Source organism: Streptomyces sp. NPDC042371 (assembly GCF_056437465.1).
Genome location: NZ_JBWKAP010000008.1, coordinates 263,404 through 287,812 on the forward strand (window position 1 = coordinate 263,404; position 24,409 = coordinate 287,812).

The 24,409-nt window shown below is 72.2% G+C and carries 25 protein-coding genes; 10 read left to right on the forward strand and 15 right to left on the reverse strand.

Annotated features, from left to right (window positions below):
* Window positions 1-79 precede the first annotated feature (79 nt).
* Both AC068B_RS25350 and AC068B_RS25355 read right to left on the reverse strand, forming a co-directional pair.
* The gene (locus tag AC068B_RS25350; protein WP_478673932.1) at window positions 80-928 is read right to left on the reverse strand and encodes an ABC transporter permease; all 849 of its coding nucleotides are present in this window, start codon (window positions 926-928) and stop codon (window positions 80-82) included.
* Window positions 925-1,968, reverse strand: a complete 1,044-nt coding sequence (locus tag AC068B_RS25355; RefSeq protein ID WP_478673933.1) for an ATP-binding cassette domain-containing protein — start codon at window positions 1,966-1,968, stop codon at window positions 925-927. Before AC068B_RS25355 ends, AC068B_RS25350 begins: the two co-directional genes overlap by 4 nt.
* A 169-nt stretch (window positions 1,969-2,137) precedes the next feature.
* Between AC068B_RS25355 and AC068B_RS25360 the strand changes: the two genes are divergently transcribed.
* Both AC068B_RS25360 and AC068B_RS25365 read left to right on the forward strand, forming a co-directional pair.
* A complete protein-coding gene (locus AC068B_RS25360; protein ID WP_478673934.1) occupies window positions 2,138-2,497 on the forward strand; it encodes an SH3 domain-containing protein in 360 nt (119 codons plus the stop codon).
* Between the two features lie 45 nt (window positions 2,498-2,542).
* The gene (locus tag AC068B_RS25365; protein WP_478673935.1) at window positions 2,543-2,944 is read left to right on the forward strand and encodes a hypothetical protein; all 402 of its coding nucleotides are present in this window, start codon (window positions 2,543-2,545) and stop codon (window positions 2,942-2,944) included.
* Here the strand turns inward: AC068B_RS25365 and AC068B_RS25370 are convergent.
* Both AC068B_RS25370 and AC068B_RS25375 read right to left on the reverse strand, forming a co-directional pair.
* Window positions 2,929-4,374 carry an MFS transporter gene (locus AC068B_RS25370; protein ID WP_478673936.1) on the reverse strand — a complete coding sequence of 482 codons (1,446 nt, stop codon included), beginning with the start codon at window positions 4,372-4,374 and terminating at the stop codon, window positions 2,929-2,931. The two genes, AC068B_RS25365 and AC068B_RS25370, sit on opposite strands and share 16 nt — an antisense overlap.
* Window positions 4,374-5,669, reverse strand: coding sequence for an SGNH/GDSL hydrolase family protein (locus AC068B_RS25375; RefSeq protein ID WP_478673937.1), 1,296 nt, complete (start codon window positions 5,667-5,669; stop codon window positions 4,374-4,376). The genes AC068B_RS25370 and AC068B_RS25375 overlap by 1 nt, the downstream gene beginning before the upstream one ends.
* 153 nt (window positions 5,670-5,822) lie before the next feature.
* On the opposite strand from AC068B_RS25375, the gene AC068B_RS25380 reads away from it, so the two are divergent.
* The gene (locus tag AC068B_RS25380) at window positions 5,823-6,731 is read left to right on the forward strand and encodes a LysR family transcriptional regulator (RefSeq protein WP_478673938.1); all 909 of its coding nucleotides are present in this window, start codon (window positions 5,823-5,825) and stop codon (window positions 6,729-6,731) included.
* A gap of 61 nt (window positions 6,732-6,792) precedes the next feature.
* Window positions 6,793-7,422 (forward strand): MarC family protein, encoded by a 630-nt coding sequence (locus tag AC068B_RS25385; RefSeq protein WP_478673939.1) that lies wholly within the window; start codon window positions 6,793-6,795, stop codon window positions 7,420-7,422.
* 9 nt (window positions 7,423-7,431) lie between these two features.
* On the opposite strand, the gene AC068B_RS25390 is transcribed toward AC068B_RS25385, so the two are convergent.
* The 4 genes from AC068B_RS25390 to AC068B_RS25405 all read right to left on the reverse strand — a co-directional run bounded on the left by AC068B_RS25390 (window position 7,432) and on the right by AC068B_RS25405 (window position 11,613).
* Window positions 7,432-8,427 (reverse strand): hypothetical protein, encoded by a 996-nt coding sequence (locus AC068B_RS25390; protein WP_478673940.1) that lies wholly within the window; start codon window positions 8,425-8,427, stop codon window positions 7,432-7,434.
* 3 nt (window positions 8,428-8,430) lie between these two features.
* The gene (locus AC068B_RS25395) at window positions 8,431-9,555 is read right to left on the reverse strand and encodes a hypothetical protein (RefSeq protein ID WP_478673941.1); all 1,125 of its coding nucleotides are present in this window, start codon (window positions 9,553-9,555) and stop codon (window positions 8,431-8,433) included.
* 340 nt (window positions 9,556-9,895) lie between these two features.
* Complete coding sequence (locus AC068B_RS25400) at window positions 9,896-11,176, reverse strand: ion channel protein (protein ID WP_478673942.1); 1,281 nt, start codon at window positions 11,174-11,176, stop codon at window positions 9,896-9,898.
* 2 nt (window positions 11,177-11,178) lie between these two features.
* Window positions 11,179-11,613 carry a DUF7144 family membrane protein gene (locus AC068B_RS25405; RefSeq protein WP_478673943.1) on the reverse strand — a complete coding sequence of 145 codons (435 nt, stop codon included), beginning with the start codon at window positions 11,611-11,613 and terminating at the stop codon, window positions 11,179-11,181.
* A gap of 144 nt (window positions 11,614-11,757) precedes the next feature.
* On the opposite strand from AC068B_RS25405, the gene AC068B_RS25410 reads away from it, so the two are divergent.
* Entirely contained in the window at window positions 11,758-12,603 is an 846-nt protein-coding gene (locus AC068B_RS25410) for a helix-turn-helix domain-containing protein (protein WP_478673944.1), read from the forward strand.
* Complete coding sequence (locus AC068B_RS25415; RefSeq protein ID WP_478673945.1) at window positions 12,569-12,859, forward strand: DUF397 domain-containing protein; 291 nt, start codon at window positions 12,569-12,571, stop codon at window positions 12,857-12,859. The genes AC068B_RS25410 and AC068B_RS25415 overlap by 35 nt, the downstream gene beginning before the upstream one ends.
* Here AC068B_RS25415 and AC068B_RS25420 read toward each other — a convergent pair.
* The 4 genes from AC068B_RS25420 to AC068B_RS25435 all read right to left on the reverse strand — a co-directional run bounded on the left by AC068B_RS25420 (window position 12,828) and on the right by AC068B_RS25435 (window position 19,473).
* Window positions 12,828-13,772: an SGNH/GDSL hydrolase family protein gene (locus AC068B_RS25420; protein ID WP_478673946.1), complete on the reverse strand. Its 945-nt coding sequence runs from the start codon at window positions 13,770-13,772 to the stop codon at window positions 12,828-12,830. The genes AC068B_RS25415 and AC068B_RS25420 overlap by 32 nt on opposite strands.
* A 96-nt stretch (window positions 13,773-13,868) precedes the next feature.
* Window positions 13,869-15,059: an abortive phage infection protein gene (locus tag AC068B_RS25425; RefSeq protein ID WP_478674170.1), complete on the reverse strand. Its 1,191-nt coding sequence runs from the start codon at window positions 15,057-15,059 to the stop codon at window positions 13,869-13,871.
* A gap of 173 nt (window positions 15,060-15,232) precedes the next feature.
* The gene (locus tag AC068B_RS25430; RefSeq protein WP_478673947.1) at window positions 15,233-15,598 is read right to left on the reverse strand and encodes a PH domain-containing protein; all 366 of its coding nucleotides are present in this window, start codon (window positions 15,596-15,598) and stop codon (window positions 15,233-15,235) included.
* A gap of 167 nt (window positions 15,599-15,765) precedes the next feature.
* Window positions 15,766-19,473, reverse strand: a complete 3,708-nt coding sequence (locus AC068B_RS25435) for a BTAD domain-containing putative transcriptional regulator (RefSeq protein WP_478673948.1) — start codon at window positions 19,471-19,473, stop codon at window positions 15,766-15,768.
* Between the two features lie 139 nt (window positions 19,474-19,612).
* Here AC068B_RS25435 and AC068B_RS25440 point away from each other — a divergent pair, with 139 nt between their 5' ends.
* The 4 genes from AC068B_RS25440 to AC068B_RS25455 all read left to right on the forward strand — a co-directional run bounded on the left by AC068B_RS25440 (window position 19,613) and on the right by AC068B_RS25455 (window position 22,025).
* Window positions 19,613-20,140, forward strand: a complete 528-nt coding sequence (locus tag AC068B_RS25440; protein WP_478673949.1) for an SDR family NAD(P)-dependent oxidoreductase — start codon at window positions 19,613-19,615, stop codon at window positions 20,138-20,140.
* An 11-nt stretch (window positions 20,141-20,151) separates the two neighbouring features.
* Window positions 20,152-21,393 (forward strand): MFS transporter, encoded by a 1,242-nt coding sequence (locus AC068B_RS25445; protein WP_478673950.1) that lies wholly within the window; start codon window positions 20,152-20,154, stop codon window positions 21,391-21,393.
* Window positions 21,394-21,465: 72 nt separating this feature from the next.
* Window positions 21,466-21,690 (forward strand): hypothetical protein, encoded by a 225-nt coding sequence (locus tag AC068B_RS25450; protein ID WP_478673951.1) that lies wholly within the window; start codon window positions 21,466-21,468, stop codon window positions 21,688-21,690.
* Between the two features lie 8 nt (window positions 21,691-21,698).
* A complete protein-coding gene (locus tag AC068B_RS25455; RefSeq protein WP_478673952.1) occupies window positions 21,699-22,025 on the forward strand; it encodes a hypothetical protein in 327 nt (108 codons plus the stop codon).
* On the opposite strand, the gene AC068B_RS25460 is transcribed toward AC068B_RS25455, so the two are convergent.
* From AC068B_RS25460 to AC068B_RS25470, 3 genes are all read right to left on the reverse strand, one after another.
* Window positions 21,983-22,657 (reverse strand): DUF4232 domain-containing protein, encoded by a 675-nt coding sequence (locus AC068B_RS25460; RefSeq protein ID WP_478673953.1) that lies wholly within the window; start codon window positions 22,655-22,657, stop codon window positions 21,983-21,985. The genes AC068B_RS25455 and AC068B_RS25460 overlap by 43 nt on opposite strands.
* 137 nt (window positions 22,658-22,794) lie before the next feature.
* Window positions 22,795-23,532 (reverse strand): ANTAR domain-containing protein, encoded by a 738-nt coding sequence (locus tag AC068B_RS25465; RefSeq protein WP_478673954.1) that lies wholly within the window; start codon window positions 23,530-23,532, stop codon window positions 22,795-22,797.
* Between the two features lie 18 nt (window positions 23,533-23,550).
* The gene (locus AC068B_RS25470; protein ID WP_478673955.1) at window positions 23,551-24,405 is read right to left on the reverse strand and encodes a GAF domain-containing protein; all 855 of its coding nucleotides are present in this window, start codon (window positions 24,403-24,405) and stop codon (window positions 23,551-23,553) included.
* Window positions 24,406-24,409 lie beyond the last annotated feature (4 nt).

Here is a 24,409-nt window from a genome sequence, read left to right on the forward strand (position 1 = left end):
CAAGGCCCCGGTCACGCGGGGCGCGACCGGGGCGACTGCATATGGGGCAACGGCGTCCGCCGCGGGCGGACAACAGGCCCTACTTGCGGTTGTACAGACGCATCGTCACCGGACCGAACACCGCCACCAGGAGCAGCGCCCAGCCGAGCGTCCACGCCAGCTCCGTCGTCGGCGACGTGCCGTCCATCAGGGCGCGGACCGCCGACGAGCAGTGGGTGATGGGGTTGTTGTTGACGAAGGCCTGCAGCCAGCCCGGCATCGTCTCCGGCTTCACGAAGATGTCGCTGAGGAAGGTCAGCGGGAAGATCACCATCATGCTGACGCCCATCACCGACTTCTCGGTGCGCAGCAGCAGCCCGAACATCGTCCAGATCCACGAGAAGGCGAAGGAGAAGACGAGCAGCACCGCGATGCCGCCCACGACACCGACGAAGCCGCCGTCCGGGCGGTAGCCCATGATGAGGCCGACGGTGAGGATGACGACCGACGCGATGGCGTAGCGCAGGGCGTCGCCGAGGAGGTAGCCGACCATCGTCGAGGGGCGCCAGATCGGCAGCGTACGGAAGCGGTCGAAGACGCCCTTCTCGATGTCGGTGTTGACCGAGACGCCCGTGTACATCGTGATCATCACGACGGACATCACGAGGATGCCGGGCAGCAGGTACTGGATGTACTCGCGCGGAGATCCCGCCAGCGCCCCTCCGAAGAGGTACGTGTACATCAGCACCATCATGATCGGGAACGCCGTGACGTCGAAGAGCTGCTCCGGCACGTGCTTGATCTTGAGGATGGCGCGCCAGCCGAACGTCAGACAGGCGGACAGCGCGGTGGGCCTGGGCGGCCGCTCGGTGGCGATGAGGAGCTCGGCGAGGGACTCGGTCCTGACGGGCGCGAGATCCTGGGCCTCGACGGGGGCTGCGGTGCTCATGCCGTGGCCTCTTCCTTGACGTCGTTCGAGCCGGTCGCGGGGGTTGCGGGGGACTGGTGGGCGGCGTCCGTGCCGGTCAGGGCGAGGAAGACCTCGTCGAGGCTCGGCTGGCCCAGCGAGAAGTTGTCGACGGTGATCCCGGCCCGGGCCAGCTCGGCGAGCGCCCGCGAGGCCTGCTCGGCGGCTCCGCGCCCGTCCGCCCCGGCGACCCCGGTGGCCCCGTCCGCCCCGACCCGGGCCGTCAGCGCGACCGGGTCGGGCTCCAGCTGCACCTGGGCGTCGAGCACCGCGCCGAGCAGCCGCGCGGCCTCCTCGCGCTGTGCGGCCTCCCGCAGCCGCACGTGCACCGAGCCCGCGCCGACCGACGCCTTGAGCTCACCCTTGGTGCCCTCGGCGATGACCTTGCCCCGGTCGATGACGGCGATGCGCGCCGCCAACTGGTCGGCCTCGTCGAGGTACTGGGTGGTGAGGAGGACCGTCGTGCCGTGGCCGACGACCGCGCGCACGATGTCCCAGACCTGGTTGCGGCTGCGCGGGTCGAGGCCCGTCGTCGGCTCGTCCAGGAAGAGCAGGTCGGGTGTGTTCAGGATGGACGCGGCGATGTCGATGCGGCGCCGCATGCCGCCTGAGTAGTTCTTCACCTGCCGCGCGGCCGCCTCCGTCAGCCCGAAGGCCTCCAGGAGCTGCCCGGCACGGCCGCGGGCCGCCTGCTTGGAGTGGCCGGTGAGACGGCCGAGCAGGATCAGGTTCTCCAGGCCGGTCAGGTCCTCGTCGACCGACGCGTACTGCCCGGTCAGGCTCACCCTGCTGCGTACGGCATCCGCCTCGCGCACGACGTCGTGACCAAAGACGTGCGCCTCGCCCCCGTCGGGCCGCAGCAGGGTGGCGAGCATCTTGACCGCCGTGGTCTTGCCCGCTCCGTTCGGTCCCAGTACGCCGTAGACCGTGCCGGCCGGGACGGAGAGGTCGATGCCGTCGACCGCGCGGTTGTCGCCGAAGGTCTTCACCAGACCCGCGGTCTCGATGGCCATGCTGCTCATGTCCGCCCGCCTTCTCACAGGAGCCGAGGAGTAAGGAGTAAGGAATTCGTCAGTCATGAGGGCAGACCGGGGCCGCCCCGGAAACTCATCGATTTCAGCCTGGGAAAGCCTCCGGTGGAGCGCTCGGCCGAACGGGTGTTTCCTGGATGAGGGGGCGAGGAGGCCGATCATGCGAATCGCTCTGAGGGTGGGGGCGGTCTGCGCGGTGACCGTACTGAGTGCGGGAACCGCCGCCACAGCCGTCGCCCACAACGACGACAGCGTCATCTGGGGCACCGTCGTGTCGGGCCCTGACCTGAAGGTCAGGGACGAGCCCAGCACCCACGGCTCGATCCTGGCGACGATGCCGTACGGCAGCCAGGACCGCGTCAGATGCGCGGTACAGGGCACCTCCATCCACGGCAACCCGCACTGGTACTGGCTGGAGGGCGTACGCGGCTGGGTGAGCGCGGCGTACGTCGACACCGGCGGCCGCCACGTGCCGGGCTGCGCCTCGTCCGAGGACCCGTGCCCGCAGTGGCGCGACTGATGTACGGAGAGACGTAAAGAGAGACGTACGGAGAAGGGAACCGTCATGGCACACGCCGCACCCGTCCACTACGTGCCCGGCGCACGGACGACCCCGACCTCGACCTCCGCGTCCCGCTGGGCCGGACTCGCCCTGCTCATGGGCGTCGTCTACGGCCTCTGGGCCTGCGCGATCCGACGCGACGGCGGGCCGATCACCACCGGGAACGTCATGTTCGGAGTGGTGACCGGCCTGGTCTTCGCCGCCCTGATGTTCGCCCTGCACCGGATCGCGCCCTCGCTCCCGCGCGAGCTGCGCGCGCTGTCTTGGACGGCGTTCGCGGGCATCGCGTTCGGCTATCTCTACAGCCTGGGCGGGGCGAGCGTGCTGCGGTCCACCGTGATGGCGCTGGTGGTCGCGGCGGGCGTCTTCGCGGTGACGTTCTACCGCTACTACACGACCGAGTGAGCGGGCGCCTCACCCGTGGGCTTCGCCGCCCCGCGCCCCAGCCGGTACGCCACGAGCAGTGAAGCGGCAAGCACCAGCGCCGAGTTGACGGCCACCGCCACGCCCACCCCGGACAGGACCGCCTGCGGGTCACCACCCGTACCCGGCCCCGTCCGGGCCGCCACGATCGCGCTCATCACCGGGATGCCGAGGGTGATGCCGACCTGCTGGGTCATGGTCGCCAGACCGGTCGCCAGGCCCTGCTCGGAGTCGGCGACACCCGACGTCGCGGTCACCATGAAGCCCACGATGACCAGCATGTTGCCGACACCGCCGACGAACGTGGCGGCCAGCAGCAGATACAGCCAGCCGCCCGACGTCCCGAGCGCGACCAGCGACAGCGTGGCGGCGGCCTGCACCACGCCCCCGCCGAGGATCGCCGCCCGGCCGCCGAACCGGCTCACCGCCCGCCCGCCGAGCATCCCCCCGGCCACCGTGCCCGCACCGAGGACACCGAACGCGAGCCCCGTGGCGAGCGCCGAGTACCCAAGCACTTCCTGGAGATAGAGCGTCATGAGGAAGACCAGCGAGGTCTCGGTGGCGAAGGCGATCAGGCCCGCCGTGTTGCCCCAGACGACCGAGCGGCGCCGCATGATGCGGACGGGGACGAGCGGCGCGGGCGAGCGCTGTTCCACGAACCAGAACGCGACGAGCAGTCCCGCGCCCGCGAGCAGCGCGCCGAGCGCGACGGGCTCGGTCCAGCCGCTCTCACCCGCCCGCGTGAGGCCGTAGACGAGGGCCAGCAGTCCGCCCGTGACGGTGACCGCGCCCGGCAGGTCCAGACGGTGTCTGCAGACGATCCGCGAGTCGGTGAGGAGGGACGGCGCGAGGGCGACGACGGCGGCCGCGACGGGCACGTTGATGAAGAACGCCCAGCGCCAGGAGAGCAGTTCGGTGAGGAGCCCGCCGAGGATGGCGCCGGTGGTGAAGCCCGCCGACATCAGCGCGCCGTTCAGACCGATCGCCCGGTCCCGCAGCGGCCCCTCGCGGAACGCGGTGGTGAGCAGGGCGAGCCCCGCCGGGGTGACGGCCGCCGTGGCAAGACCCTGCAGCACGCGTGCCGTGAGCAGCACCTCCGGCGAGGTGGCGAGGCCGCCGAGGGCCGAGGAGAGGCCGAGCAGCGCCATGCCGCCGATGAAGAGCCGCTTGCGCCCGAAGAGGTCGGCGATCCGGCCGAAGAGGAGCGTGAAACCGGCGGCGGCGAGCGCGAACGAGGTGGCGATCCACTGGAGGTCCGCGAGGGAGAAGCCGAGCCCTTCGCCGACCACGGGCAGGGCGACGTTCAGGATGGAGAAGTCCACGGCGATCATGAACTGGGAGCCGAGGAGAAGGGCGAGGACGAGCTTCTGACGACCGCTCATGGCGGCGCCCATGGCTGTGTTCGTGGTCATCACAGGGTCTCCAGGTCCACCGCGTGGGCCATGGCCCGGTAACCGGCGTCGTTCGGGTGCAGGTGGTCGCCGCTGTCGTAGGCGGGGGCGAGGCGCTCCGGGTCCTTCGGGTCGGCGAGGGCCTTGTCGAAGTCGACGTACGCGTCGTACTCGCCGGAGGTCCGCACCCACTGGTTGAACGCGTCGCTCACCGCGGCCGCGCGCTTGCCGTAGTGGTCGGACCCGCCGAGGGGGAGCAGCGTGGCGCCGACGACCCGCACGCCCTTCGCGCGCGCCTCGCGGATCAACGTGCGGTGGCCGTTGATGAGTTCGCGGGCGGAGACGACGGGGGCGGGCTTGTAGGTGGCCTTGTCGGTCTCGCTGAAGCCGATGTCGTTGAGGCCTTCGAGGACGACGACGGTGCCGACGCCGGGCAGGTCGAGGGCGTCCCGCGAGAAGCGGTTGGCACTCTTCTCGCCGTACCAGGCCGAGTCGTTGAGGACCAGGTTGCCGCCGATGCCCGCATTCAGGACCGGGCGCTGCTTCCCCGCCTCGTCGAGGCGTTCGGCGAGGGCGTCGGACCAGCGGCGGTTGCGGTCGGTGGAGGAGGCGAAGCCGTCGGTGGTGGAGTCGCCGAAGAGGACGACGCCGTCGCGCTTCGGGGCGCTCCCGGAGCCGCTGACGTCCACGCCGGAGAGGTAGTACCAGGACTCCGTCGACTCGCCGAAGGCCCCGGCGCCCGCGTCGGCGGTGTGGTCGCCCTGGGCGCGGTAGCTGGTCGCGAAGGACTGGGCGTGGAAGGTGGCGGGGCCCGTCGTGCCCGAGAGGTGCAGGGTGACGGTGACGGACTCGAAGGGGTCGAGGTCCAGGCCCGCGGCGTCGCTGGAGAGTTGGCCGTACGCGGGAACGGTGACCGCGGACTTCCCCCGGAAGGTGAGCCGCCGCACGGACCCCTTCTCGACCGCGGCCGAGGCCGGAGCCCCCTTCTTCGTACGGGCGATCGTGGCGCTCTCGATCCGCAGCGGCGAGCTGCCGTACGCGTTGGAGAGCCGGATGCGGGCTCTGTCGCCGCCCTCGGTGACGCGGACGACCTGGCGCAGGGTCTGGCCGTCGAAGCCTGCCTCCGACCAGTTGGGCTTGAAGCCGGTGCTTGGCCGCTGCGGGGCGCTCGCCCAGGCGGCGCTCCACGAAGGCTCCTTCCCCTTGCCGTGGTGCCCGGAGGAGGCCTGGGCGCCGGTCACGGCGAGCCCCGCGGTCAGGGCGAGGGCGGTGGCGGTGGCGGTGACGGCGAGGGACGTGCGGGCACGCGAAATCATCGTGAGCTCCTGGTGGTTGAAGAGAGGGTGTCCGTCCGGCGGGCCGCCGTCCTGACTCCTCAAAGATCCGCCGAGCGCGCTCCCCCATCAATGGCGATCTGTGGAACGATCGACACGCTCAGGCTTATCGATGCAGGTCACAGGGGGTATGCGGTGGAGCGGCAAGAGCTGGAGACCTTCTTGACCCTGGCCGAGGAGCTGCATTTCGGCCGCACCGCGGAGCGCCTCCTGCTCTCGCAGGCCCGGGTCAGCCAGACGCTGAAGAAGCTGGAGCGCAAGATCGGCGCCCCGCTCTTCGAGCGCACCAGCCGCGTGGTGCGGATGTCCCCGCTGGGCCGTCAGCTGTACGAGGATCTGGCGCCGCTCCACAAGGAGATGGAGGCGGCGGTCGCCCGCGCCAAGGACTCCGCGCGGGGCGTCGGCGGCGAGCTGAACGTCGGCTTCCTCGGCGCGGGCGCGGGCACGCTGACCGGCCCCGTCCTCGCCCTCTTCCGGGAGCGCCGCCCGGGTGTCGAGGTGCGGATGCGGGAGACGCAGTTCCAGGATCCGCTGGGCGCGCTGCGCGGCGGCGAGTTCGACGTGCTCTTCACGTGTCTCCCCGTCGAGGAGCCGGACCTGACGGTGGGCCCGGTCGTCATCAACGAGCCGCGCCTGCTCGCGATGCCGCTCGGCCACCCGCTCGCCGGACGGACCTCCGTCTCGCTGGAGGAGCTGGCGGGCGAGACGTTCTTCGGCGTCGTGAACGGCGCGCCCGCGTACTGGTGGGACTTCCACGTCCCGCCGCGCACGCCCAGCGGCCGCGAGATCCACCGGGGGCAGGCCGTCGCGTCCTTCCAGGAGCTGATGACCCTCGTCGCGGCGGGCCAGGGCATCTCCCCGGTCGTCGCGTCCGTGGAGAAGTACTACGCGCGCCCCGGCGTCACCTTCGTCCCCCTGGACGACGTGCCCCGCGCCGAGGTGGCGCTGATCCACCGCACGGAGGGGACGAACGCGCGCGTGGAGGCGTTCGTCCGGGCGGTCGGGGACACGGTCGAGGCGAACGGCGGCCCGGCGGCGTTCTAGGGCGTACGCGGCATCGGCGGGGTTCTCGGACCTGCCCCGCAGGGCCGGGCAGGATGCCCCCATGACCGCTCTGAGCTATTCCGCCGCATTCATCACGTTCTTCTCCGTGGTCGGGCCGCCCAAGGTGCTGCTCGCCTTCGCCGGGCTCGCGCAGAACCACTCCACGGCCGAGCTGCGGCGGATCGCGCTGATCTCGTCGGCGGCCGCGGTCTTCGTCGGCCTGGTGACCGGCATCGCCTCCCCCTGGCTCCTCGACCTCTTCCACATCTCGACGCCCGCGCTGCAGCTCGCGGGCGGGGTCATCTTCTTCATCTACGCCGTCGGGCTCGTCCTCGGCATCCACCTCGGCTCGGACGGCTCGGGCACCGACGCGCCCGACCTGGTCAGCGGCGTGCGGCAGTTGCTCATGCCGTACGTGGTGAGCCCGCTGGCGATGACGGCCGTACTGATCGAGGGGGCGGCGCGCGACTCGTGGACGTGGCGGTCCACGGTGGTCGGCGCGTACGTCACCGTGATCGCCATCGACCTGCTGTGCGTGGTCGTCCTGGCCCGCGTCCTGCAGCGCACGCACCACGCCACCATCGAACTCCTGGGCCGCCTCCTCGGGTTGCTGCTCGCCGCGGTCGGCGTGGACCTGGTCCTGGACGGCCTGACGTCCCTGGGGGTCGCGGTGGCCCGCGACGGCCACTGAGGCGGTCCACTACGGGATGGAGGACAGCAGCGCGTCGCGTTCGGGCTGCTCGAAGTGCTGCTCGATGGCGGTGCGGACCGCCTCCGGAGCGGCCTCGGCCATCTCCGCGAGCACCTTTCCCCTGCGCACGGCAGGAGCCCACGCCGAGGCGTAGACGAGTGTGTCGACCCACTCCGCGTTCGCGGCGGTCAGGGCACCGGCATGGGCCCAGAGCCAGCCCGGGTCGTAGTCGCGGAACGTCAGCGGGGTGTCGCCTGGCCCGGTACCGGCGAGCGCGAGCTCCTTGGTCAGGGTGAGGGCCGCCCCGTCCACAGGGGCGCCCGCGGTGTCCACCACCAGCAGCCTCTCGTGCAGCAGCAGGGCCGCGCTGTCGAGCAGGGATGACGAGGGTCGGCGCGGGTCCGGGGTCCTGGCCAGCCACTCGCGGCGCCCGGCCACCGAGCCCGCGAGGAGTTCGGCTCCCGTGGCGTGCCGCTCGTTGGTGAAGAAGTCGTAGGCCGCCCGCACCAGGAGCGGGTCCTCGGCGCTCAGCAGACCGGCCACGGCCCGGCTCAGTACCGGCTGTTCGGCGCCGAGCAGGCGATGGAGCCGGGTGATCCACCGGACGTGCAGTTCGACACCGGGCGGATCGAACGGTGGGCGCAGGGCCGCCTCGACGACCAGAGCGTCCCAGTCGGTGGCCTCGTCCAGCCGCACCCCGTCGAGTACGGAGGGGAGCTCGAAGTCGGGGTGCCCGCCGCACACCCAGTCCGTGAACGCCGGGTGCAGGTCGTCCGATTCGGACCCGATCCGGTAGCTCCAGACCGTGTCCCGCCGGTGGCATCCGCAGGCGTAGCGCCGGTGCTCTCCGTCGGGCAGCACTTCCGACCGCACCGGTTCACCACAGCTCGTGCAACGCAGCGCGTTGCAGCCCACGAGGGACGCCCAGCCGAACTCGAACGGCTCTGTCGGCAGCCAGAAGCGCGCGCCCACCAACTCGGGGTAGGGACCGCAGAATTTCGTCATGCTCTAGTTCCCGCTCCCCGTATGCGCAGGTTCCCCGGGGAACCTGCCGTCCTTGCCGCAGGCCCGCAGTTCGTCCTCGGTGAGGGGCTTGATGTTCCGGTATATCCCCTGCGTCGGATCGTACTCACAGCCGAACGGCTCGGCCGCGGCCATGATCTCGACGAGGGTGTGGTGACTGGCCCCGACGAGGAACGCGACGGACGCGAGCCGGGCGCCGTACTTGTCCGCCTGGAGCGCCTTGGCGGCGCTCATCATCGTGTTGGTCGTGCCGGACGGTCCGCCGCCGAGCGGCAGGCTGAGCTTGCGCTGCGCCTCCACCCAGGTGTTCTTCTCGTTGATCATCCAGACCTTCGCGCCCGCGAGCCACTTCAGGGCGTCCTGCTGCACGTCCCAGCTCGGGTCGTCCTTCGTGTGCACCGCCTTCTGCCGGTCACTGAAATCAAGACCGGTCTCCGCGACCGTGTGCCCGGCGCGCCCGGTATCGCCGGGTTCCTGGTCGGGGTCCAGGGCCTTCAGCACGTCGTTGCGCCGGACTCGCGCGTCATCCTTGTGCACCACCGCCGAGCCCGGGGGAATGGGCGCGATGTCAAGGGTGGAGACGCTCGCCGGAGTGCCGTTGGCCTGCAGCATCGCGCGACGACGGTCCTGAAGGAAGGGCATGTTCAACTTGGCCTCCTTCATGCGCTGGTCGATCTCCTCCCGCTTCGCGGAACTGGCCAGGTCCCGGGCCAGTACCTCGGTGAAGAAGCGCACGACGTGGGTGTACTGCTCGCTCAGCGTGCCCGAGTCGAAGACGGCCATCACATCGGCGACCGCGGTACCGACGAAGCCCGACTTCTCGACGCCTTCCTGACCGACGGTGCTGAAGATCTCGGCCAGCTGCTGATCGGCGTGGTCCCAGGCGCCGCCCACCCCGCTCCGGATGTACGCCTTGGCCTTCGTCGCCATGTCGGCCATGGCGCCCTTGGCGGCGGCGTGCGAGGAGGCCTTGGCCGCGAGCTTGCGCTCGAAGGCCATCGCGTCCGCTTCGAACGCCGGGTCGGCGGCACGCGACTGCCCGCTGGTGTTGGCGCCGAGCGTCAGGCCGTCGTCCGTGCGCTGCACGGACTCCGTACGCTGCACCGACAAGGAGGCCGTCCCGCCTTCGCCCCGCTCCCCGCTCCCTAAGTGCCCGGACCCCTGGAGCATCCCCACCACGGCCCTGTTGCCCAAGCTGCGCTGCAGAGCCATCAGTCCTGGTTCGGGCCGACCAGTTCGCTGCGTACGTTCATGAGTGGATGGACGTCCTGCCTCGGAGCGGCCCGATGTCCCACTGTCTCGCTTGTAGCCCATGGCTCCTCATCTCGCGGGCCTGCACCCGGTCGCGGGCCGCCCAGTCCTCCGAACAACCTATGTCCAGGCGGTAGTTGGGGCTACGTACCAAAGGGCACACTCGGGTGCCTCCATCGGGCAGAGCGGAAATCCCGGTTCACATACGGGTTCCGAGGGGGGCCGCCGGGACCGGCTCCTCGATCAGCATCTCCGGGCGCCCGGTGACCAGGAGCCACGCGGGCAGCGCCGCCACGCACAGCACGGGCAGCAGGGCCATGTCCATCACGACCACGGCGGCCGTGAAGAGGCTGAGCCAGCCCTGGCGGGTGGTGGCGAGCAGGATGCCGAGAACGGCACAGGTGATGGCGAGGGAGACCGGCACGGCGGCCACGAGGGCGTGCGCGAGCATCCCGAGGGCGACGCCCACGAAGACCGCGGGGAAGATCCGCCCGCCCCGGAACCCGCAGGTCCCTGCGACGACCAGCGCCGCGAGCTTGACGAGGGCGAGGAGCAGCAGGTTCCCGGCGCCGTGCGCGTCGGCGTGCGAGGTCAGCTCCTTCATCTCGTCGAGGCCCTTGAAGAGCGTGAGGTGCCCGCCGAGCGCGCCGAGCGCCCCGAGGACGAGCCCGCCGACGGTCAGCATGACCACGGGGTGCCCGAGCTGCCGGAAGGCCCGGTGGAAGAGCGGAAACGCATACACGGCGGCGAGCCCGACGGCCGCGGCGGCCGAGCTGATCACCATGGCGGAGACCACGTCGATCAGCCGCGCCCCTGGGTAGGCCGGTACGTCGATGCGGAACGTCGGATGCGCGACGAGCACGGTGGTCAGCGCCCCGGCCCCCGCCGCCACCAGCGGCGCGAACAGCCGGTCCCACAGCGGCCGCGGGTCGTCCCCCACGGCGGTCTCGGAGAGGATGAGCGCGGCGGCGACGGGCGTCCCGAAGAGCGCGCCGACGGTCCCCGCCGCCGCGAGCCCGACCCAGTCCGCGGCGCGCGAGCGGGGCATGGCCCGCATCCCGAGCGCGTACGCGAGGGCGATGTTGATGGCCGTGATCGGGTTCTCCGGACCGAGGCTCACACCGCCCGCGAGCCCGATGACCACGGCGAGCGCGATGCCGGGCAGCAGCCGCAACGGCAGCGGCGGATCGACGAGCCCCATGGTCGCCGGATCGGGCCCCGCACGCCCCGGCACCTTCCACACCACGAGCCCCACGACGACACCCACGACGGTGAGCGTCCCGAAGATCCAGCCCGCGGACGTCCCGCCCACCCCGAACGCGTCGGGCAGCCGCTCCCACAGCACGTCCTGCAGCCGCTCGGCGACCCAGCTCAGCCCGAGCAGCAGCAGACTCGCCCCCACCCCGACGAGCAGGGCGGGGACGATCAGCGGAACGAGCGCGCGGGCCGCGGGCGGCAGGCCCACGGCCCGGCCGGGCACGGTCAGGGCCCGGCGACGTCGGAGCGGTCGTTGCAGAGCGCCCAGATCACGAAGACGCCGATCGCGATCGAGATGAGCGCCCAGACGGGCGTGTACGGCAGCCAGAGGAACTGCGCCACGATGGCCAGCGCCGCGAGAGCGACGCCGCTCGCCTTGGCCCAGCTCGCGCCCTTGAGGATCCCCATGCCGACGACGGCCACGAGGATGCCGAGCACGAGGTGGATCCAGCCCCACGTGGTGAGGTTGAACTTGTAGACGTAGTCGCCGATCCGCTCGTAGACGTCGTCCTTGGCGATGCCCGCGATGCCCTCGAAGATGCCGAGGATGCCGTTCACCATCATCAGGACACCGGCGAACATCGTCCCGCCGGACGCCCAGAGAGCGGTGTCCTTCTCGGGGTCGCGGTCCGGCTTGTGGGGTGCGGTAGCGCTGCTCATGTGCGCCGCCCCTTCTCTTTGGTCGGGAACTCACAGCGTCGGACGGCGGGTGGGGAGGAGCGAGCGGGCGTGGGCCGAATGGGTGACATGACGAGTTACGTGATTTCCGTCACCTGAGTGCGATCGGCTGATTACGCTGTGCACATGGTCAAACTGCGCGACCTCGATCCCAGCGCGTCCCCCCTTGACTACTACGGCTCGGAGTTGCGCCGCCTCCGGGAGGCGGCGGGCCTCAGTCAGCCGCAGTTGGGCTCCTGCGTCTTCGTCACGGCGTCACTGATCGGCCAGGTCGAGACGACGAGGAGGGTGCCGACGAGGGACTTCTCGGAGCGGGTGGACGCGGCGCTGGGGACGGACGGTCACTTCTCGCGGCTGGTGGGCCTGGTGCTGCGGAGCCAGTTGCCGACGTGGTTCCAGGCGTATGCGGAGATGGAGGCGCGGGCGGCCTACATCTCAACTTTTCAGGCCCAATTGGTATACGGACTTCTTCAGACCGAGGAGTACGCACGCGCCGTACTGGGGGTCACGACGGATGACCACCTCGATGCTCGCACTGCGGCACGGATGGAGCGGCAGCGCATTCTTTGGGGAGAAAACCCACCGTTGATGTGGGTGGTGCTCAGTGAGGCGGTGCTGTGTCAGGAAGTGGGCGGCAAGCAAGTCATGCGCGACCAACTCGCGCACTTGCTCGACCTGCCGAAGCGGCGGGAGTGGGTAAGGGTGCAGGTGCTGCCGTTTGCAGCGGGCGCACACGCCGGGCTACCCGGCACATTCAACCTGCTGCGCTTTGAGAGCGACCCTGATCTCGTCTACACGGAGGACTTCGTCCAAGGCCATATGACCGCCAATCCCCAAGCCCTCAAGGAGGGTTCGCTCCGTTACGATCATCTGCGAGCCGCCGCACTCTCCGTGGAGCACTCGGCGGCGTTGATCGCCCGCGTAATGAAGGAGCGTTATGGGGACAAGTCAAAAGCTGACAGCGTGGCGTAAGTCGTCCTACAGCTCGGACACCGGCGGCGACTGCATCGAGTGCGCCCCCCTCAACGGCGCCACGTGGCAGAAGTCGACGTACAGCGGTAACACCGGCGGCGAGTGCATAGAGCTCGCCCAAACCCCCCGCAACGCCACCATCACCATCCGCGACAGCAAGAACCCCGAAGGCCCCACCTTCACTGTCACGGACGCCGCCTTCACCCACTTCGTGACCGCCACCGTCAACGGAGATCTGCACGAACCCTCTCGGTGATCACCGAGGCCATCCGACGGATACCCGGCGAACGCACCGGGCACGGCCGGGACTTGGCCGTGGTCGGCGCCAAGCAGAAGTGCAGGTAGTCGTCCCCGCTCCGGTGCAGCGCCGCGCGGCCCGAGCCGCAGTACGCCGAGTGCGACTGCTCGTACGCCGTGCAGGGCAACGACTCGACCCACGTATAGCGGTCGGACGCGGGAGCGACCGACCGCCCCGCGTCGGCGACGAGGCCGCCCGAGGCGCGGGCCTGCGCTTGGTAGATGGCGTTGACGCGGCGCACGCGGTCGGGCGTGATCGCGTCGGGTCCCTGGAGGACCCACACGACACGGGTCCGCTCACCGCCCGCGCCCCGGATCTGCGCGGCGAGCCGACGCGCGTCCGCGGCGTACCGGTCGAAGTACTTGTCCCGCTGCTGGTCGTACGTGATGCCCTTCATGCACGGCGTGTAGCCCCACGCGTTGCCCCAGAACTGGAGGACGACGTAGTCGGGCCGCTGCGCCCGCACCAGGGCGGCCGCCTTGTCCTTGTCGGGGACGAGGGAGTCCTCGCCTGTGCCGTCGAGGTAGTCGCAGAGGGTCGTCCCCGAGTACGGCGCGCTGCGGTACCGCGCACCGAGGCGGTCCTTCAGCTGCTGGCCCAGGACGTCCTGGTTCTCCATGGCGAGGGAGTCGCCGAGGTAGAGAACCTTGGGGGCGGGCTTGTCCGGGGCGTCCCGGGCCGCACGCTGCCGGGTCGTGGCGGAAGGCGACGAGGGCGACGAGGGCGACACGGACGGGTCAGGACGCGCCGCGCTGCTCGGGGCCTCCGGAAGGTCGGCCGGTGCCGCGTCCCCGGACCCCGGGTCCCCGCACGCGCCCAGTAACAGCAGCCCGGCCAGTACCCCCGCGCTCCAAAGGTTCCGCTTCCGCATGCGGCAACTCCCGCCCCAGACAGCCGAAATGGTCCTCAGGCAAACACACGAGCGACGGGGAGGGAAGTGCTCCGCCTGCCAAGTCCGCACGGGCTCTCAGCGGGCGGCAGCCCCGCGTTCCGCCCGCTCGAAGCGGCGGGCCAGCGCGCGGAAGGACTCCTTCGGCTCCCAGTGCCAGGGGGACTCGGGGTCCGCGGGCCGCTTCCGGACCGCCTTGGCCAGGCCGTAGCTGGCCATGTCCAGGTCGTGGCGCGGCGAGTCGGGCCGGTGCGGAAGCTCGGGGCTCACGAACTGATACACCAGCGCCGCGTGCAGGTTCATGGACTCGAAGACGTCGAAGACGTCCGAGAGGTACGCGGCCTGGGTGCCCTCACTCCGCTTCAGCCCGCCCGCGATCTCCGGGGGCTCCTTCGTGTAGTCGATGGACTCGTACCACCCCATGCCACCGTCCTGCGGCGCCCCTTCGTACGTGCAGGACCCGCACTCGGTGATGGCCACCGGCTTCCCCCAACGCGTGTGCGGGGTCAGGTCCTTGACGTAACCCTTCGCGCTCCCGTAATACGCGTAATAGTTCACGCTGACGACGTCGAAGAGCGACCAGTCGACCTCGTCGTCGTGCGCGGCGCCGTACGTCAGCGGCCCCCGGAAGACCGCACGGCCGGTCTTCGCGGCCAGCTTGATGAAGCGCCGCGTCCTGCGGACCATCTGCTGCGGGTCGTAATTCCCCTTGAGGATGTTCTGGACCCGCTCCAGCGCGTCGGCGCCGGGCACGATCCCGGGCACGAACAGCACGAACTCGCACCCCACGCTGAGGTACACGCGCGCCCCTTGCCGCCGCAGCCGCTCGGCCTCCCGCCCGGTCTCGGCGAGGTGGTCGAGGATGTCCCGCTCCGGCACGTCCCCGAGGCGCGGCTGCAGCCAGACGTGCAGGCCGCGCTCGGCGGCCTCGGAGGCGGTGGCGGCGAGCCGCTCGACCCCTGTCCCGTACACCGAGACGGAGTTCGCGTGCAGCTCGTGCCGGATGCGGCGCAGGTCGCGGCGCATGCGCCCCGCACTCCACGCGGTGGCGGGGCCTTCCCCGTCCCCGACCTCGTAACAGACCCCGCGGTAGTCCAGTCCCCGCCGTACCCCCGTCCCGGCGGGGACCGGCACGGGAGTGCCACGACGTTCCGTACCGACGGCTCCGGCCCGACCGGCCCCCACCAGCCCTCCGGCGGCGACCGCGGCCCCCACCGTGGCGGCCCCCGTCAGGAACCGGCCCCTGCTGATCCCACCGTCGTTGCGCACCACGTCGTCCCGCACAGCGCCTCCCGTGATCCCGATCCGGCGGCGACCCTGCCGCCGCCGTCCGGTGATCCCGAGCATGCCGATGAGCGCACGGCGCGCTCATCGCACTTTGGTCTATGCGTGGGCGCCGAAGGTTTCGACCGGCGGCCCCTCCGCGCCCGTCGGCGGGTTCGTCAGCGGGCGACGAACTGCGTGAGGATCGCCTGCACCTCGTAGATGTCGACGCCCTTCGTGAACGTCTTCTGCATCGGCGTCGGGTTGCTGGAGATCCAGATCTTCAGCTCCGCGTCGAGGTCGAAGTGCCCGGCCGTCTCCACGGCGAAGTGGGTGATGCTGCGGTACGGGACCGAGTGGTACTCGACCTTCTTGCCGGTGATCCCCTGCTTGTCGACCATGATCAGCCGACGGTCGGTGAACAGCATGGTGTCGCGTATCAGCGTGTACGCGGCGTGCACCTGCTCACCGTGCCCGAGCAGCCGCCCGTACTCGCTCTGCGCCTTCGCCGGGTCGACGGTGTGCGCGTTTCCGAACAGTGCCATGACAGGCCCCCCACTCGATGGTTCTGTAGCCCCCGCACCCCGGGTGAAGCGTGAAATGCGGGAGCTTGCCACTGTATACGGGGCCGGGTGAGCGCAGTCGAAGGTCTGTGCGAGGGAGGGCGTGGCGGGGTTGCGGGGACTTCAGGCGTCGTCGTACGGGGGTCGCTCTACGGGAGTCGCTCAGGGTCCAGCTCGCCGCCCCGCGCGAACGCCTCCGCGTAGGCGCTCTCGCCGAGGGCCGTCCGAGCCGCCGCCGCGATCCGGTCGACGTCGCCGCGTTCGGCGGGCGGCAGCGGGGCCCCCACGCTCCTGCGGGCCGCGTCCGCCGCGCCGAGGAGCTCGGCGGCCCGCTCCGCCGTGCCGGACACGGCCGCCGCGCCCGCGAGGCCTTCCAGGGAGAGGGCGACGGCTCGTGGCTCTGCGAGGGCGCGGGCGGTCTTGAGGCCGAGGAGGTGGTGGGCCTCGGCGGTCGGCCCGTCGCCGCGTAGCTCCGCGATGAAGCCGAGCTCGGCGTGGTGCAGGTGGTCGCCCGCGGGGGAGGACACGTCGGCGTGACGGTCCCGGATGCGCGTCAGGTGCGCTTCGGCCGCGGAGAGGTCGCCGGAGCGGCGGGCGCCGAGCGCGAGGCCCATCTCCGCGTGGATCTGGCCGTAGCGGTATCCGTACCGCTCCGCCAACTGCCTTGCCTCCTCGTGCAGTTCACGCGCCCGTTCCCAGTCGTGCGTGAGCAGCGCGAGACGGCCGAGACCGGAGAGGCGCGCCGCGACCTCCGCCTGAAGGCCGAGCTCGCGCGCGATGGCCAGCCCTTCCTCCTGCCCGCGCACGGCCTCCTCGTAGTCGCCCCGGATCTCGGCGAGCGCGGCGAGCGGCGCGACCGTCTGCAACTCGCCCCACCTGTCGCCTAGTTCGGCGAAGAGTACGGCCGCGCGCCGCCCGTCGCGGCCGATGGTGTCGAGGTCGCCGCGGATCAGCGCGTGCATCGCGCGCAGGGCGAGGGCGGCGGCGGTGGTCCACCGGTCGTCGGTGCGGGTGGCGAGCGCGAGGGCCTGTGCGTTGGCGTCCTCGCTGGCGGCCGGGTCGCCCGCGCTGAAGAGGGCGTAGGCGTGGAGCCAGCGGGTGCGGGGGTTCCGCGGGGTGATGGTGGCGGCGGTAGCGGCGGTGGCGCTGCTGGGGGCGGGTGCGGGGTGCAGGTCGCCCGTGAGTAGGCGGAACACGGTGTGCAGGAGGGCGAGTTGGCCGTCGCCGGGTGGGGTGGCGGCCGTGTCGCGGTGGGCGGCGGCGACGGCGGCGGTGGGTGTGGTGTCGTGTGCGGCGCCGGGGGTGGTGTCGCCCGCTTCGCCGGGGGCCGTGGTGGTGGCGCTGCGGGGAGCGGCGCCGCGTACCGTCGCCAGCGCGTGCCGTGCCTCCGTGAGGCGGCCCCGTAGCAGCCACCACCACGTGAGCGCCGTGGCGAGCCGGGCCGCCTCGTCCCCCGAGGAGCGCCGGACCGTCTCGTCCAGCGCTGAGCGGAGGTTGGCCGCCTCCGCGTCCAGGCGGGCCAGCCAGACCCGCTGGCCGCCGTCGCGCAGTCGGGGCTCGGCCCGTTCGGCGAGGTCCAGATAGTGGAGGAGGTGGCGTTCGCGTACGCCGGTCAGGTCCTCCATCGCGTGCAGCCGCTCCATGGCGTACGCGGCCACGGACTCCAGGAGGCGGTAGCGCGGCGCCGTCCCGGCGGGACCGGGCGCCATGACGACCAGGGAACGGTCGACGAGCCGGGTCACCAGGTCGAGCACCTCGTCGCGGGTCACGCCGTCGCCCGCGCAGACGGCCTCCGCCGCGTCCAGCGTGCAGCCGTCGCGGTGCACGGCGAGGCGGCGCAGCACGATGCGCTCGGGCGCGGTGAGCAGCTCCCAGCTCCAGTCGATCATCGCCCGGAGCGTCTGCTGGCGGGCGGGGGCGCCGCGCTGCCCCGAGGTGAGGAGCCGGAACCGGTCGCCGAGCCGTTCGGCCAACTCCCCTACTCCCAAGGCCCGTACGCGCGTGGCGGCGAGTTCTAGCGCGAGCGGGATGCCGTCGAGGCGGCGGCAGATCTCCGCCACGGCAACCTCGTCGTCCCCGCCGGGAGGCAGTGAGAAACCGGGTGCCGCGGCCGCGGCACGGGCGGCGAAGAGCTGGACGGCGTCCGCGGCGGGAAGGGGCTCCACGAGGAACACGGTCTCGCCGGTCAGGCCCAGGGGTTCCTGGCTCGTGGCCAGGACGCGGAGTCCGGGCGCGGCACGCAGCAGGGTGTCCGCGAGCGCGGCGGCCTCCTCGACGACCTGCTCGCAGTTGTCGAGGACGAGGAGCGTGCGGCGGTCGCGGAGGGCGGTGGTCAGGCGGTCGAGGGGGGTGGTGGGGCGTGCGGTGGTGGGTGAGGCCGAGGGCATGTCGTCGCGGAGGCCGAGGGCTGTGGAGACGGATACGGCGAGGTCGGCGAGGGTGCTGTTGCCGCGCAGGGCGGCCAGCTCGACGAGCCGGACGTCGTCGGGGGAGTACGCAGGCAACGCGGACAACTGGGCCGCGGCTTCCAGCGCGAGGCGCGTCTTGCCGACACCGCCGGGGCCGGTGAGGGTCACGAGGCGTCCGACGGCGAGGAGTTCACCGACTTCCGCGACGGCTTGGGTGCGGCCTACGAGGGGGGTGAGGGGGGTGGGGAGCGGGGCGGGGCTCGGGCCGAGGGGCGGGTTCGGGTGCGGGCCGGGGCCTATGGCCGGGTGCGGGTGCGGGTGCGGGTTCGGGTGGCCGGGGCCCATGACCGGGTGCGGGTGCGAGCCGGGGTTCGGGCCGAGGGCTGTGTTCGGGTGCTGGCCAACGGCCGGGTTCGGGCTCGCGCCGGGGTGCGGGGCCGTGTCGGGGTGCGGGGCGACGCCAGGGTTCGGGCTTGTGCCGGGGCGCGGGTCCGCGCCAAGGTTCGGGGCCGTGCCGGGGTGTGGGGCGACGCCAGGGTTCGGGCTTGTGCCGGGGCGCGGGTCCGCGCCAGGGCTCGGGGCCGTGCCGGGGTGCGGGGCGGCGCCAGGGGGCGGGCCCAGGGTCGGGACCGGGCTCAGGGTCGGATCCGGGGTCACGGACGGGCCCGGGGTCACGGACGAGCCCGGGGCCGGGTCGAGAGGGCGTCGCGACAGCGACGGATCCTGCCGCAGGATCGCCTCGTGCAGGGCCGCCAGTTCCGGCCCGGGATCGAGCCCCAGCTCCTCCGACAACTGCTTCCGCAGCCCCGCGTACGACGCGAGCGCCTCGCTCTGCCGCCCCGCGAGGTACAGCGCACGCAGCTGCACCGCCCGCAACCGTTCCCGCAGGGGGTGCCGGGCCACCAGGTCCGCCAACTCCCCCGTGAGCAACGTATGGTCGCCCGCCGCGAGGCGCGCCTCCGCCTGCTCCTCCACCACGGCGAGGCGCTGCTCCGCGAGCCGGTCCGCGGCCGCGCGTACGAACTCCTCGTCGGCCAGATCGGCGTACGCGGGCCCCCGCCACAACGCGAGCGCCTGCCCGAGCGCATCGGCCCGGGACCGCGGGTCCGGCGCGCGCCGCGCCTCCTCGACCAGGGCGCGGAAGCGGTCGGCGTCCACCTCGTCGCCCGCCGCCGGGTCGAGGCGCAGCCGGTAGCCGGGCGGCTGGTGCACCACGCGGTCGCGGCCCAACGCGCGGCGCAGCTGGGAGACCTTGGACTGCAGGGCGTTGGCCGGATTGCCGGGCGGCGCGTCGCCCCACAGGTCGTTGATGAGCCGGTCCGCGGAGACGGGCCGCCCCTCGTGCACCAGAAGGTCGGCGAGGAGCGCCCTGACCTTCGCCTCGGGGACCTTGACCGGCTCCCCCTCGCCGTCCCGCACCGCCAGTGGACCGAGCACCCCGAAACGCATGCGGATCACCGTACACAGCGAGCCCCTGACCAGGCCTCGCCGGACCATCAGCGAACTATCAGCGAACCGTCAGCGACCCCGAAGCGCTCCCGAGCAGAGTCGTCCCCGTCAGCAGCCGACGGAGGACGGAGCAGGGCGGATGACCAAGTACGCAGGCAGGAAGGCGGTGGTGGTCGGCGGGGCGACCGGGCTCGGCCTCGCCATCGCGAAGCGGCTCGTCGAGGGCGGCGCCGAGGTCCTGGTGACCGGCGGCCCCGGGGCGGACCTAGACGAGGCCGCCGTGGAGGTGGGCTCCCGCGCCCACGTCGTCCGCTGCGACCCGGCGGACCCCGTGGCCGTCGAGGCGCTGGCCCCCGCGGTCGGGGCGCGGCTCGGCCGCGTCGACCTCCTCTTCGTCCACGCCGACGACGGCCTGCCCGCGCCGCCCGAGCCCGGCCTGCTCCAGCTCCTCGCGGACGACGGCTCGCTCGTCCTCACCGGCCCGACGGCCGACGACCCGGCGGCGAACTCCCTCTCCCCGGTGGTCTGTTGCCGGGGCCCCGCCGACGAGACGGCCGAGGCCGCGCTCCGCCTGGCGGCGCTGACTCCGCGTACTCCGCAGACCCCTCGTACCCCGCAGTCCTCCAACACCCCCCGAACCCCTCGTACGCCTGTGACCCACCGATAGGACGCCAAGCGATGCCCACCCTGCGCACCACCAAAGAAGCCACCAGCACCAAAGAAGCCCCGAATCCCACGAACCCGGCGCCGCCCCAGAAACTCCCCCTCCTCGCCCTCCTGGCCCTGGCCACCGCCGTCTTCATCACCAGCCTCACCGAGACCCTCCCCGCGGGCCTGCTCCCCGCGATGAGCGCCGACCTCGGCGTCGGCGAGTCGGCGACCGGGCAGACGATCACCGTCTACGCACTCGGCACCGCCCTCACCGCGATACCGCTGACCGCGGCCACCGCGGGCTGGCGCCGCAAGCGGCTGCTCCTCGTGGCGATGGCGGGCTTCGCCGCCGCCAACACCGTGACCGCGCTCTCGCACGACTACACCCTGACGATGGCCGCCCGCTTCGTCGCCGGTGTCGCCGCGGGACTCGCCTGGGCCCTGCTCGCCGGGTACGCCCGCCGCATGGCGCCCGCCCACCTCCAGGGCAAGGCGATCGCCATCGCCATGGCGGGCATCCCGGTCGCCCTGTCGCTGGGCGTGCCCGCCGGGACGTTCCTCGGCAAGGTGCTCAGCTGGCAGGTGGCGTTCCTGGTCATGACCGGGCTCACCGTCGGCCTGCTGGCCTGGATCGCCGCGCTCGTCCCCGACTACCCCGGGCAGGAGCCCGGCGGCGCGAGGACCCCGATGCTGCGCACCCTGCGCGTGCCCGGCGTGACCCCGGTCCTCTTCGTCACCCTGGTCTTCGTCCTGGCCCACACCGTCCTCTACACGTACATCGCCACGTTCCTCGACGAGCTCGGCATGGGCGGCTCGACCGACCTCGTCCTCCTCGTCTTCGGCGCCGCGTCCCTGGTCAGCATCTGGATCGTGGGCGCGCTGATCCACCGCAAGCTGCGCGTGCTGACGCTCGCGAGCGTGCTTCTGGTCGGCGTGGCGGCGGCCGTGCTTGCCGTCTTCTCGGACACCCCGGCGCTCGTGTACGTCGCCGTGACGCTGTGGGGCCTCGGCTGGGGCGGCGCTCCCACGCTCCTGCAGACCGCCGCGGGGGACGCGGGCGATGCGGCCGGTGCGGCGGACGCCGCCCAGGCCATGCTCGTCACCCTGTGGAACGTCGCCATGGCGGGCGGCGGTGTCTTCGGCGGCATCCTGCTCGGCCTGGTCGGCACCTCGTCCTTCCCCTGGACGATCCTGCTGCTCCTGATCCCGGTCCTGCTGGTGGTGACCGCGGCGCGGAGGCACGGGTTCCCGTTGCGGAACCGGGCCTGAGAAACTCTCGTCTTCGACGGAGACCTCGAAGAAGAATTCGACGGAGAGTTCGACGGAGAAGGGGGGAAGCCGATGATGATCGTGCTGCTCTACATCGTGATGCTGGTCGTGGCCCTGGGGCTCGTGGCGGTCGTCTGGGCGGCGCGGGGCGGCCCTCGCTGGGTCCAGGGCGTGTCGAAGGCGACGCTGGTCTCCGCGGAACTGGTCTTCGCGATGGCGAAGAGGAGCGGCCGGAGCCGCGGCAACTCGGGGAGCTCGGGCAGCGACTTGGGCGCCACGGGAGACTCGGGAAGCTGACGCGCGGCATGGCCGACCCCACCGGGACGCACCGCGATGCCGGGGCCGATGCCGGGTCCGACGCCGACGCCCGCTGGCTCGCGACCCAACGCCCGTCCCGCATCCGTGAGGTGCAGGCCGGGCGTCTCGCATGGACCCGGGTCGACCTGCTCGACATCGAGGAGGGCGGCGCCCGCGCCCTGCGTGACGCCCTCGAAGTCTTCGGCGTGCAGGTCACCTACGTACCGGTGGGCCAGCCCCGCCACCTGATCGCGGCGCTGAGCGGCGACTCCGCACCCCGCCCCGTCAGGACTCAGAACTCGTCGGCTCCGTTGCGCAGTTCGTACGTCCAGTAGCCGGTCAGTGTCTTCGCCGGGTCGACGGCGATGCCGCCGCTGCCCGGGGCCCTGACGGCAGCCATGCCGCCGCCGCCCTGCAGCGTCACCGAGAAGGCGGAGACGGGCTCGTTGCTCTCGTCGACGCCGCCGTCCGACACCTTGACCAGCGCGTAGGCGGGGGCACCGGCCTTCAGGACGACGGGGGCCGCGGGCTTGCTCTTGGCGACGGCGGGCACGTTCTGCTTGTGGCTCTCCAGGAACTGGATCTCCGGGAAGCCGGTCATCCTGCAGCTGTGGCCCGACGTGTTCTTCGCGGTCAGGACGATGTGGGTGTAGGGCGGCCCGCCGTGGCGCGCGGCGCTGATGGCGACGTCCTTGGTGGTGCAGACGGGAGCGGCCGCGGCGGCCTGCTTTCCGCGGGGGGCTGAGGCCTTGGTGGCGTCGGAGGAGCCGGACGAGCCCGCGGTCTTCGCGGCGTCGGCGTCGGCGTCGGTGCCGTGGGACGCGCCCACCGAGACCGTCGTCTCGGGCGTCTGCGCCCCGGCGGACTCGGCGTCGGAGCCGCCCCCGCCGCAGGCGGTGAGGGAGAGGGCGAACACGGCGGCGCCGGTGGCGGCGAGAACGGTGGAGCGGCTGCGGAACGTACGCATGGGAATTCCCCCGGGAGTGATGGAGCGGTGACGCGCCCTGCTGACCTGCGGACTTGCTGACACGCATCACTCTGGGCGACACCGCTCACGTTCGGCTGCCGTGCCGCTCACGTCCCGCTGCCGAGTCGGACCCGAGGTCAGTCCGACGGATCCGTGAGCGTGGGATCGGCGTGCCCGTCGACCACCTCGCGTGCCACGTCGTGCAGCAGCCGCCGGTGGGACCGCGTGTACGAGCGCATGGCCTCGAAGGCGCCCTCCATGGTCAGCGACCTGCGCGTGGCGATCACCCCCTTGGCCTGCTCGATGATCACGCGGCTGGTCAGGGCCCGCTCCAGCTGACGGGCGAGCGCCCGGCCGTCCTCCGCCTCGCGCGCCCGCTGCAGCGTGACGGCGGTGAAGTCCGCGAGAGACCGGCCGAGGGCCAGGTCGCCCGGGGCGGGGACGCCCTCCTGGCCGGAGAACAGGACGAGCGCGCCGAGGGTGCGGCTGGGCACGCGGAGCGGGAGGGCGGCGACGTGGGTGTGGCCCAGCGCCAGGGCCCCCGGTGTGTAGCGCGGCCAGCGCTGCCGCGCCGCGGGGCTGGCGAGGGGCGTGGGGGCCGCGAGGTGCGCGTCGGTGCGGTGCGGGCCGTGGCCGGGGCCCTCGCGCCAGGAGAGTGCCTCGCGCTCCAGGAGGGTCACGTCGGGGTCGGATCCGTTCGCCTGCGGGGCCTCGCCGCTGCCGGGGGCGTACACGACGGAAGCGGCCGTCGTGCCGAGGAGGGACGGGCTGCCGTCGACCAGGACCGCGAGCGTCCCGGGTACGTCCAGTGCGCCTTCCTGCGAGCTGCCGACCAGGGCCACGAACATGTCGGCCAGCTGCTGTTGGGGCGTCATGCCGAGCTCCTCAGGGAGTCAGAGATAGGGATCCCCGTTCAGGATCCGTCGGGCGATCGCCTCGGTCGTCGTCTCTTCGGCGAACGCGCGTGCCTTGATCAGTGCCAGTGCGTCGCTGATGCTGCAGTCGACCCGCACGGAGAGGACGCCCGACGCCTGCTGGACGGCTTCCCTGTGGTCCGTTCCGCCATAGAGCTCCGGGTCGGCGTCCGGGCCGAGCAGCACGATGCGGGTGAGGGCTTCTGTGACCTCGGCGAGACCCTCGGATCCCACGAGGCCGGGGCGCGGGTCGAACACCGTGAGCGCCCCGAAACAACTGGTCTGCGTCTCCAGCGGGACCGCGAGCACCGACGTGATGCCCAGGGACGTGAGGCCGGGCCCGTACCCGGGCCAGCGGCGCTCGATCTCCTCGCCCGTCGAATGGACCGGGCGGCGCCGGTACGACGCTTCGCGGCACGGTCCCTCACCGAGCACGTACTCCAAGTCCTGCGCGGCCAGGGCCGGTTCGTCGGAGACCGCGACCGCCAGCTGGTTCTGCGTGGAGTCGACCAGGGTGATCGCGGCGCTCTTCGTGCCCAGCGCATCCGCGACGCCCGTCATGAACCGGGGGAGGCTCCCTTTGCCCCGGGCCCACGCCACCGTACGGTCGGCGAAGGCGGCGTGGAGGGCGGCCGATGAGCGGTGGCAGGCGGCGGACCGCCGATGCGTCTCGGCGACCTGCGCGTGGAACTCGCCGCCCTCGGGGTCGGACGCCAGCCGTTCGTGACGCGCGGCCGAGGCCGCGGCGCGCTCCGCCCGCTCCAGCGCGCGGGCGGCACGTCCTCGTGCGGTCGCCACCACGCCGAGGGCTTCGTCGTACCCCTGCGGCTCCATATCG

What these genes read in the sequence shown, in the direction of transcription:
- AC068B_RS25350 (WP_478673932.1), bottom strand. Translation starts at nt 928, where the DNA reads ATGAGCACCGCAGCCCCCGTCGAGGCCCAGGATCTCGCGCCCGTCAGG.
- AC068B_RS25355 (WP_478673933.1), bottom strand. Translation starts at nt 1,968, where the DNA reads ATGAGCAGCATGGCCATCGAGACCGCGGGTCTGGTGAAGACCTTCGGC.
- AC068B_RS25360 (WP_478673934.1), top strand. Translation starts at nt 2,138, where the DNA reads ATGCGAATCGCTCTGAGGGTGGGGGCGGTCTGCGCGGTGACCGTACTG.
- AC068B_RS25365 (WP_478673935.1), top strand. Translation starts at nt 2,543, where the DNA reads ATGGCACACGCCGCACCCGTCCACTACGTGCCCGGCGCACGGACGACC.
- AC068B_RS25370 (WP_478673936.1), bottom strand. Translation starts at nt 4,374, where the DNA reads ATGACCACGAACACAGCCATGGGCGCCGCCATGAGCGGTCGTCAGAAG.
- AC068B_RS25375 (WP_478673937.1), bottom strand. Translation starts at nt 5,669, where the DNA reads ATGATTTCGCGTGCCCGCACGTCCCTCGCCGTCACCGCCACCGCCACC.
- AC068B_RS25385 (WP_478673939.1), top strand. Translation starts at nt 6,793, where the DNA reads ATGACCGCTCTGAGCTATTCCGCCGCATTCATCACGTTCTTCTCCGTG.
- AC068B_RS25390 (WP_478673940.1), bottom strand. Translation starts at nt 8,427, where the DNA reads ATGACGAAATTCTGCGGTCCCTACCCCGAGTTGGTGGGCGCGCGCTTC.
- AC068B_RS25405 (WP_478673943.1), bottom strand. Translation starts at nt 11,613, where the DNA reads ATGAGCAGCGCTACCGCACCCCACAAGCCGGACCGCGACCCCGAGAAG.
- AC068B_RS25410 (WP_478673944.1), top strand. Translation starts at nt 11,758, where the DNA reads ATGGTCAAACTGCGCGACCTCGATCCCAGCGCGTCCCCCCTTGACTAC.
- AC068B_RS25415 (WP_478673945.1), top strand. Translation starts at nt 12,569, where the DNA reads ATGGGGACAAGTCAAAAGCTGACAGCGTGGCGTAAGTCGTCCTACAGC.
- AC068B_RS25420 (WP_478673946.1), bottom strand. Translation starts at nt 13,772, where the DNA reads ATGCGGAAGCGGAACCTTTGGAGCGCGGGGGTACTGGCCGGGCTGCTG.
- AC068B_RS25430 (WP_478673947.1), bottom strand. Translation starts at nt 15,598, where the DNA reads ATGGCACTGTTCGGAAACGCGCACACCGTCGACCCGGCGAAGGCGCAG.
- AC068B_RS25435 (WP_478673948.1), bottom strand. Translation starts at nt 19,473, where the DNA reads ATGCGTTTCGGGGTGCTCGGTCCACTGGCGGTGCGGGACGGCGAGGGG.
- AC068B_RS25440 (WP_478673949.1), top strand. Translation starts at nt 19,613, where the DNA reads ATGACCAAGTACGCAGGCAGGAAGGCGGTGGTGGTCGGCGGGGCGACC.
- AC068B_RS25445 (WP_478673950.1), top strand. Translation starts at nt 20,152, where the DNA reads ATGCCCACCCTGCGCACCACCAAAGAAGCCACCAGCACCAAAGAAGCC.
- AC068B_RS25450 (WP_478673951.1), top strand. Translation starts at nt 21,466, where the DNA reads ATGATGATCGTGCTGCTCTACATCGTGATGCTGGTCGTGGCCCTGGGG.
- AC068B_RS25455 (WP_478673952.1), top strand. Translation starts at nt 21,699, where the DNA reads ATGGCCGACCCCACCGGGACGCACCGCGATGCCGGGGCCGATGCCGGG.
- AC068B_RS25460 (WP_478673953.1), bottom strand. Translation starts at nt 22,657, where the DNA reads ATGCGTACGTTCCGCAGCCGCTCCACCGTTCTCGCCGCCACCGGCGCC.
- AC068B_RS25465 (WP_478673954.1), bottom strand. Translation starts at nt 23,532, where the DNA reads ATGACGCCCCAACAGCAGCTGGCCGACATGTTCGTGGCCCTGGTCGGC.
- AC068B_RS25470 (WP_478673955.1), bottom strand. Translation starts at nt 24,405, where the DNA reads ATGGAGCCGCAGGGGTACGACGAAGCCCTCGGCGTGGTGGCGACCGCA.